The sequence below is a fragment of the Burkholderia sp. E168m23 genome (genome assembly GCF_016586125.1).
GTDB lineage: Bacteria > Pseudomonadota > Gammaproteobacteria > Burkholderiales > Burkholderiaceae > Burkholderia > Burkholderia orbicola.
In genome coordinates this window covers 1-6,608 of the sequence record NZ_BCPP01000338.1, presented here as the reverse complement: position 1 = coordinate 6,608, position 6,608 = coordinate 1, and the positions used below count along the sequence as shown (strand labels likewise).

At 66.1% G+C, this 6,608-nt stretch carries 6 protein-coding genes and 1 pseudogene; 4 read left to right on the top strand and 3 right to left on the bottom strand.

Going from position 1 to position 6,608, the window contains the following annotated elements; translation table 11 throughout:
* The 3 genes and pseudogenes from JMF90_RS18225 to JMF90_RS18215 form a co-directional block, all read left to right on the top strand.
* A pseudogene (locus JMF90_RS18225) lies at nt 1-423 on the top strand (TetR/AcrR family transcriptional regulator); the annotation flags it as partial.
* Nucleotides 424-580: 157 nt separating this feature from the next.
* Nucleotides 581-2,335 carry an AMP-binding protein gene (locus JMF90_RS18220; protein ID WP_201316873.1) on the top strand — a complete coding sequence of 585 codons (1,755 nt, stop codon included), beginning with the start codon at nt 581-583 and terminating at the stop codon, nt 2,333-2,335.
* 29 nt (nt 2,336-2,364) lie between these two features.
* Nucleotides 2,365-3,282 (top strand): DUF1571 domain-containing protein, encoded by a 918-nt coding sequence (locus JMF90_RS18215; protein WP_027810352.1) that lies wholly within the window; start codon nt 2,365-2,367, stop codon nt 3,280-3,282.
* A 26-nt stretch (nt 3,283-3,308) separates the two neighbouring features.
* On the opposite strand, the gene JMF90_RS18210 is transcribed toward JMF90_RS18215, so the two are convergent.
* Nucleotides 3,309-3,593, bottom strand: coding sequence for a hypothetical protein (locus JMF90_RS18210; protein ID WP_011694273.1), 285 nt, complete (start codon nt 3,591-3,593; stop codon nt 3,309-3,311).
* Between the two features lie 295 nt (nt 3,594-3,888).
* On the opposite strand from JMF90_RS18210, the gene hfq reads away from it, so the two are divergent.
* Nucleotides 3,889-4,467 (top strand): RNA chaperone Hfq, encoded by a 579-nt coding sequence (hfq, locus tag JMF90_RS18205; protein ID WP_077178435.1) that lies wholly within the window; start codon nt 3,889-3,891, stop codon nt 4,465-4,467.
* Between the two features lie 81 nt (nt 4,468-4,548).
* On the opposite strand, the gene JMF90_RS18200 is transcribed toward hfq, so the two are convergent.
* Together JMF90_RS18200 and JMF90_RS18195 are read right to left on the bottom strand one after the other, a co-directional pair.
* Nucleotides 4,549-5,259: a DUF2968 domain-containing protein gene (locus JMF90_RS18200; RefSeq protein WP_011545285.1), complete on the bottom strand. Its 711-nt coding sequence runs from the start codon at nt 5,257-5,259 to the stop codon at nt 4,549-4,551.
* Nucleotides 5,260-5,313: 54 nt separating this feature from the next.
* Nucleotides 5,314-6,603, bottom strand: coding sequence for a sigma 54-interacting transcriptional regulator (locus JMF90_RS18195; RefSeq protein ID WP_201325289.1), 1,290 nt, complete (start codon nt 6,601-6,603; stop codon nt 5,314-5,316).
* Nucleotides 6,604-6,608: the final 5 nt, after the last annotated feature.

Here is a 6,608-nt window from a genome sequence, read left to right as displayed (position 1 = left end):
CGGCTGATCGGCCGCGCGTACACCGATCCCTCGCCGTTCGTGCGCAACTTCCTGACCGCGCACTATGCGAGCGTCGCGGGCCGCTTCTTCGATGCCTTCCAGCGCGCGCTGCCGCACCTGCCACGCACCGAGCTCGGCTGGCGGCTGCACTTCGCGATCGGCGCGCTGTCCGGCGCGCTCGCGGGCGCCGAAACGGAAAGCCTGATCGACGAATTCTCGCAAGGCCGCACGATGAACGACGTGCAGATGATCGCGCGGCTGTCGTCGCTGATCGTCGCCGCGCTGAAGGCGCCGATGCCCGACACGGCGCAACTGTCGATCTTCGCGGCGGTGCTCGACGACGCGGGCGCCAGCGAAGCGTTCGGCCTGCCGCAGTCGGGCGCGACGACCGCCGAGACGGCCACGCTGCATTCCACGAACTAAGCGCGCGAGGCCACGCGCGGCTTCCTGTTCATGATTTGATTGATACGCGCGGTCGGACGCGGCGTCGAGACGCCCACGCCGATCGGCCGCGAAGCACGGGGCATGGGCCGGCGCTGATGCGCCGACTCGCGCCGAGAGCAAAGACCGGAGACACGTCATGCCATCTTCCGCAGCAACCACCTCGGCCCAGATTGCGCCGAACACCGACGCCATCTGGTACGCGTCGTACCCGCCCGGCGTTCCGCACGAGATCGACGTCACGCAATACGCGTCGCTCGTGCAGTTCTTCGACGAATGCACGACCCGCTTCGCCGACCGCGTCGCCTACGTGAGCGCCGGCGCGTCGATGACCTACCGCACGCTCGCGCAGAAGGTCGACGCATTCGCGTCGTATCTGCAAAGCCTCGGCGTGAAGCCCGGCGACCGCGTCGCGATCATGCTGCCGAACACGTTCCAGTACCCGGTCGCGCTGTTCGGCACGCTGAAGGCCGGCGCGATCGTCGTCAACGTGAATCCGCTCTACACCGTGCGCGAACTCGCGCACCAGTTGAAGGACAGCGGCGCGCAGACGATCGTCGTGTTCGAGAACTTCGCGCGCACGCTGCAGGACGCGCTGCCGGAAACGCAGGTGAAGCACATCGTCGTCACCGCGCTCGGCGACCTGCTCGCCGACGGCTTCAACGCGAAAGGACGCCTGATCAATTTCGTGCTGAAGCACGTGAAGAAGCTCGTGCCGGCCTACCACCTGCCGCAGGCGATCCGGCTGCGCTCCGCGCTCGCGCTCGGTGCACGCGGCAAGCCGCAACCGGTGCAGACCACGCGCGACGATCTCGCGTTCCTGCAGTACACGGGCGGCACGACCGGCGTCGCGAAAGGCGCGATGCTCACGCACGGCAACCTGATCGCGAACCTGCTGCAGGCGAAGGCCTGGATCGCCGACCAGGTGTCGGGCGACGTCGAAACCGTGCTCACGCCGCTGCCGCTCTATCACATCTATTCGCTGACGGTGAACGCGTTCATCTTCATGGGGCTCGGCGGGCGCAACATCCTGATCGCGAACCCGCGCGACATGAAGATGGTGATGAAGATCATCCGCCACGAGACGTTCACGGGCATCACCGGCATCAACACGCTGTACAACGCGTTCCTCGACAACGAGGAATTCCGCAAGCGCGACTTCTCGAAGCTCAAGCTCGCGATGGCGGGCGGGATGGCGATGCAGCGTGCGGTCGCCGAGCGCTTCCAGCAGGTGACGGGCCGGCCGGTGGTCGAAGGCTACGGCCTCACCGAGTGCTCGCCGATCGTCACGATGAACCCCGTGGACCTGAACGACATGGCCGCGTTCAGCGGGTCGATCGGGCTACCCGCGCCGTCGACCGTCGTGCGCTTTCGCCGCGAGGACGGCACCTGGGCCGCCATCGGCGAGCCGGGCGAGCTGTGCGTGCACGGCCCGCAGGTGATGCGCGGCTACTGGCAGCGACCCGACGAGACGGCCAAGGTGATCGACGCCGACGGCTGGCTCGCCACCGGCGACATCGGCGTGATGGACGAGCGCGGCTTCATCCGCCTCATCGACCGCAAGAAGGACATGATCCTCGTGTCGGGCTTCAACGTGTATCCGAACGAGATCGAGGAAGTGCTGGTGATGCATCCCGGCATCAGCGAAGCCGCGGCGATCGGCATTCCGGACGAGGTACAGGGCGAACGGATCAAGGTGTTCGTCGTGCGCCGTGACCCGTCGCTGACGGCCGAGGACGTGCTCGCGCACTGCCGCAAGAACCTGACCGGCTACAAGATGCCGAAGTTCGTCGAGTTCCGCGACGCACTGCCGCAGACGAACGTCGGCAAGATCCTGCGCCGCGCGCTGCGCGACGAGGAACTCGCCAAAATCAACGCCGCGAAGCAAGGCTGAACGATCCATCGCCCCGGGAGACGCTGTCGATGAACGAAGGAATGAAGCGCCACGCACGGCATGTCGCCACGGCGGCCGTCGCGTGCGTGCTGTCGCTCGCGCAGGCAAGCCTGCATGCACAGGAAACGGCCGGCGCCGCGAGCGCGGCCCAGGCCGCCGCGCTGCCGGCGGACCTCGCGAAAGTCACGCACGAGCCGCTCGCGCAACAGGCGCGCTGGCTGCGCACGGCGGCCCAGCGCGGCACGCTCGCGCAACTCGACGACGCGACGCTCACCGCGCTCTTCAAGGCGCTCGATCCGCTCGCCGTGCCGCTCTATATCCGCAATGGCCCGAACGGCTATCCGTCCTACCAGTTCACGATGGTGCGCCAGGAGCGCATCAGCGGAAAATGGTCCGACACGCCCGACCGCATGCTCGTGAAGACGACCCGCGAGCCGCTGCGCGTGTATGCGAAATGGCTGCCGGGCGGCGCGCATGCCGGCCAGGAGACCATCTACGACACGACGCAGCGCAAGGACGAGATGTATGGCCATCTCGGCGGCCTGCTCGGCAAGATTCCGCTGTGGACGGCGATCGACGGCGCACTGGCGCGCGCCCAGTCGAATCACCAGGTGAAGGATCTCGGCACCGAGTTCATCGCGAACCTGTACCTGACCGAAGGGAAGAAATACCTGGAAGCCGGCGTGCAGCGGCCGACCGACGTGGAGGCCAAAACGATCGGCGGCGTGCGCGTCGTCGCGCTCACCTACGAAACGCCGACCGGCCGCCCGCAGTTCTATGCGAAAAAGGAAGTGCTGGGGCTCGACCTGCACGCACCCTATTTCCGGACCGTCGAGTCCTATGACAACGACGGCAGGATCTTCGAGCGGATCGTCATCGAGAAAATCGCGCCGGCGACCCTCGACGACACCGCATTCGACCCGAAAAACCCCGACTACGCGTTCTGACGCGCGCCGGCGGGGCGGTCACGGGCTCAATCGTCATCGTCGTCGCCGTGGTGTCGACGCCAGTGCTTGTAATAGTGCTTGCGCCACTTGCGGTAGCGATCGTCGTCGTCATCCCCGTAATAGCCATACCCATAGCCCGGATAGGCGACGATGGCCGGCTGCGGCGCCACATAGACCGGCGCCGGCTCGACATAGACCGGTGCGACCGGGACGCCGATGCCGACCGACAGGTCGACGTGCCCCGCCATTGCGCTACCGGAAACGAGCAACGCCGTGCTCCCGATCACCGCTGCTACTTGCCTCTTGTTCATGCTCCGCATCCCTGATAAGCCGGCCCGCCCGGTTCACGCGGTCAATGTAAGCGCGGCGCGCGCACCCAGGTGATACGGGGCTGCGAGAGTCGTAACGCGACGTAACGAAACGAATTTGACCGTTCGGCCTAATCGCGAAAATGCGCCGGAACGTCTATAGTGGGTTACGGTTCGACACAATCACGACTGCGCGCTCCCTTATCGAACAGGGTAGAATTCCGCCAAACGGCTTGTGGACGAACACGCCACACACACGCACAACATATTCTCTGACGCAGGCTCCTGCCGCACCTCAATGGCCAATCCCGCAGAATCCCATCCGCAAAACGACTTCATCAATTCGGCGCGCAAGGAACGTAAGCGTGTTGAAATCTATCTCGTCAACGGCATTCGTCTGACGGGGTGTATCGAGTCGTTCGACCAGTATCTGGTGATGCTGCGCACCCCCGTGGGTCTGCAAGGCATCTACAAGCGTGCGATTTCCACGATCCAGCTCGACACGGGCGGCTCGCGCCCAGGCGGCGGCGGCCCCCGCGGCCCGCGCACCGGTGGTCGCCCCGGCGGCCGTGAAGGTGGCGGTCACAGCCCGTACGGCTCGCACGGCGGCCCGCGCGAATCGCGCGGCGACGGCGGCTACGGCTCCCGCGAGCCGCGTGAAGGCTACGGTTCGCGTGAACCGCGCGAGGGTTACGGCTCACGTGAGCCGCGCGAAGGCTACGGCGCCCCCCGCGAGCCGCGTGAACCGCGCGAAAGCTACGGCGCACCGCGCGACAGCGGCGACGCATCCGGCAACGCCGCGCCGTCGGATTCCCGCGGCGGCAACGGGCCGGTCATCGTGACGCGCCGCCGGCGAATCGTGCCGGACGGCCAGTAAAACAAAAAGGGCAAGCCAACCGGCTTGCCCTTTTCACTTGTACGGCCGGCGCGGCACGTCGCCGCACCGTCGTTACCGGGTTCAGCGTGCCGTCGTCGGCAGGCCCGCGTCGGCCTCGCGCTGCAGCGAACGCACCTGCTGCTGCAACGCCCGCAGTTGCGACTGGAGTTGGGCCTGTTGCGCCTGCAACGCCGCCGTTTCGCTCCGCACGCTCTTCTGGCGATCCGCCACCGCCGCCTGCTGCTGGCGGGCGATCGAGATGTCCGCCTGCAGGCGCCGCGCGCGGTCCTGCGTGACCTCGATCTGCTTGTCCATTTGCGCCTTCTGCGATTCCAGCTTCGCCGCCCGCAACTCGTTGACGGCCAGCCGCTCCGCCTGATGCGAGAAATCGCGATAAATCGCTTCCGCACGCGTTTCGTCGTAAGTCTTGATCACGCGCCAGAACGCCTTCTGCTGGAACAACGCGACGAAATACGCACCATCCTTGACGTTGAACAGCAGGCTGGCGCCGTAGCTGCCGTTGTAGCTCGTGCGCATTTCCGTCAGCGAGTGCGCCTGGATCTGGCGCTGCAAGTCGTCGACCGTGCTCGGCCCCGTCGTCTCGCCGGCCTGCGGCTGCACCGACGTCTGTGCCTGCGAATCGATCACCGGAATCGCGGCCACCGGCGCCGACGCCTGCTGCACAGCCGACGGATCGCCGCCCGCCAGCCCCTGCGCGAACGCGCCTTGCATGCCTCCCACCATGGCGAGCAGCAATACGCTCACCCGCCCCAACCCCGTCATATGGCTCATGAAGTTTTATTCCCGCCCGAGTCGTTGTAATTCACCACGATTTTATCTCATTAATTACTCACTTTCGCGGGTCTCGGGCTCTTCGTCGAAGATCTGATATTTGCGCATTTTTTCCCACAATACCTTGCGGCTGATGCCGAGCTGCTGGGCCGTGTCCTGACGCCGCCAACCGTTTGCGTCGAGCGCCGAGATCACGCGGTTGCGCTCGTTCATGTCCCATTTGCTGCGATCGACGAACACCTCGGCCGCACTCTCCGCCGGCACCGGCTGCGCCGCGCTGCGCGCATGCGCGATCAGCCGCTGCAGCCGCGCGGCATCCCAGCCGCCCGTCTGCCGTACCGTCACGCCGACCCGCTCGGCCAGGTTGCGCAGTTCGCGCACGTTGCCGGGGAAATAGCTGTCCGCGACCGAATCCGTGAGCCAGTACGGCAGATCGGACAACTGGGCGAGCCGCTCCTCGCCCACGACCTGGGCGACGAACGACTTGAACAGCGCGATCTTGTCCACCGCACCGCGCTCTTCGAGCGACGGAATGCTCAGTTCGATCACCGCGAGCCGGTAGTAAAGATCCGCGCGGAACAACCCTTCCTTCACGAGCTGCGGCAGCTTCTTGTTGCTTGCCGCGACCAGACGGAAATCGACCTTGACCGGAGCGGTCGCACCGACCCGCAGCACCGCGCCGTCCTCGAGCACGCGCAGCAGCTTGACCTGCTGGTACAGCGGCAGATCGCCGACCTCGTCGAGGAACAGCGTGCCGCCGGCCGCCTGCTCGAAATAGCCTTTATGCGCAACAACCGCGCCCGTGAACGACCCTTTCGCATGACCGAAGAACAGCGATTCGAACAGGCCGTCCGGAATCGCGCCGCAGTTCACCGGCACGAACTCGCCGTGCCGATAGCGCGAATGCTTTTCGTGCAGCAGTTGCGCGATGCGCTCCTTGCCGACGCCGGTTTCGCCGTGCAGCAGCACGTTGGTGTCGCAGTCGGCGAACGTATCGACTTCGTGCAGCAGCGCCTGCATCGATTCGGAGTGCGCGACGAGTTCCGACGGCTGCAACGTTTCGGCTGCGTGTGCCCGCAGTTGCGTGACGAGCTTGCCGATCATGCCGCGCAGTTCGGCACAGGTGAAGTCGAGCGGCAGGATGTGCGAATACTCGGGCGGATACTGCGACGCGTCGTGGTCGCGCGCCGCGCCGACCCAGACCACCGGCATGCCGATGTTGGCCTGCCAGTCGCGCAGGAATGCCGCGCCGCCCTCGATCATCGTCACGCTGATGATCGCAAGCGACCGCCGCAACGCGGCGCGCTCGGGCGAGACCGCCGCGTTGTCGGCGCGGACTCGTATAACTT

Coding starts and splice junctions, on each gene's coding strand:
- JMF90_RS18220 (WP_201316873.1), top strand. CDS start 581: ATGCCATCTTCCGCAGCAACCACCTCGGCCCAGATTGCGCCGAACACC.
- JMF90_RS18215 (WP_027810352.1), top strand. CDS start 2,365: ATGAACGAAGGAATGAAGCGCCACGCACGGCATGTCGCCACGGCGGCC.
- JMF90_RS18210 (WP_011694273.1), bottom strand. CDS start 3,593: ATGAACAAGAGGCAAGTAGCAGCGGTGATCGGGAGCACGGCGTTGCTC.
- hfq (WP_077178435.1), top strand. CDS start 3,889: ATGGCCAATCCCGCAGAATCCCATCCGCAAAACGACTTCATCAATTCG.
- JMF90_RS18200 (WP_011545285.1), bottom strand. CDS start 5,259: ATGAGCCATATGACGGGGTTGGGGCGGGTGAGCGTATTGCTGCTCGCC.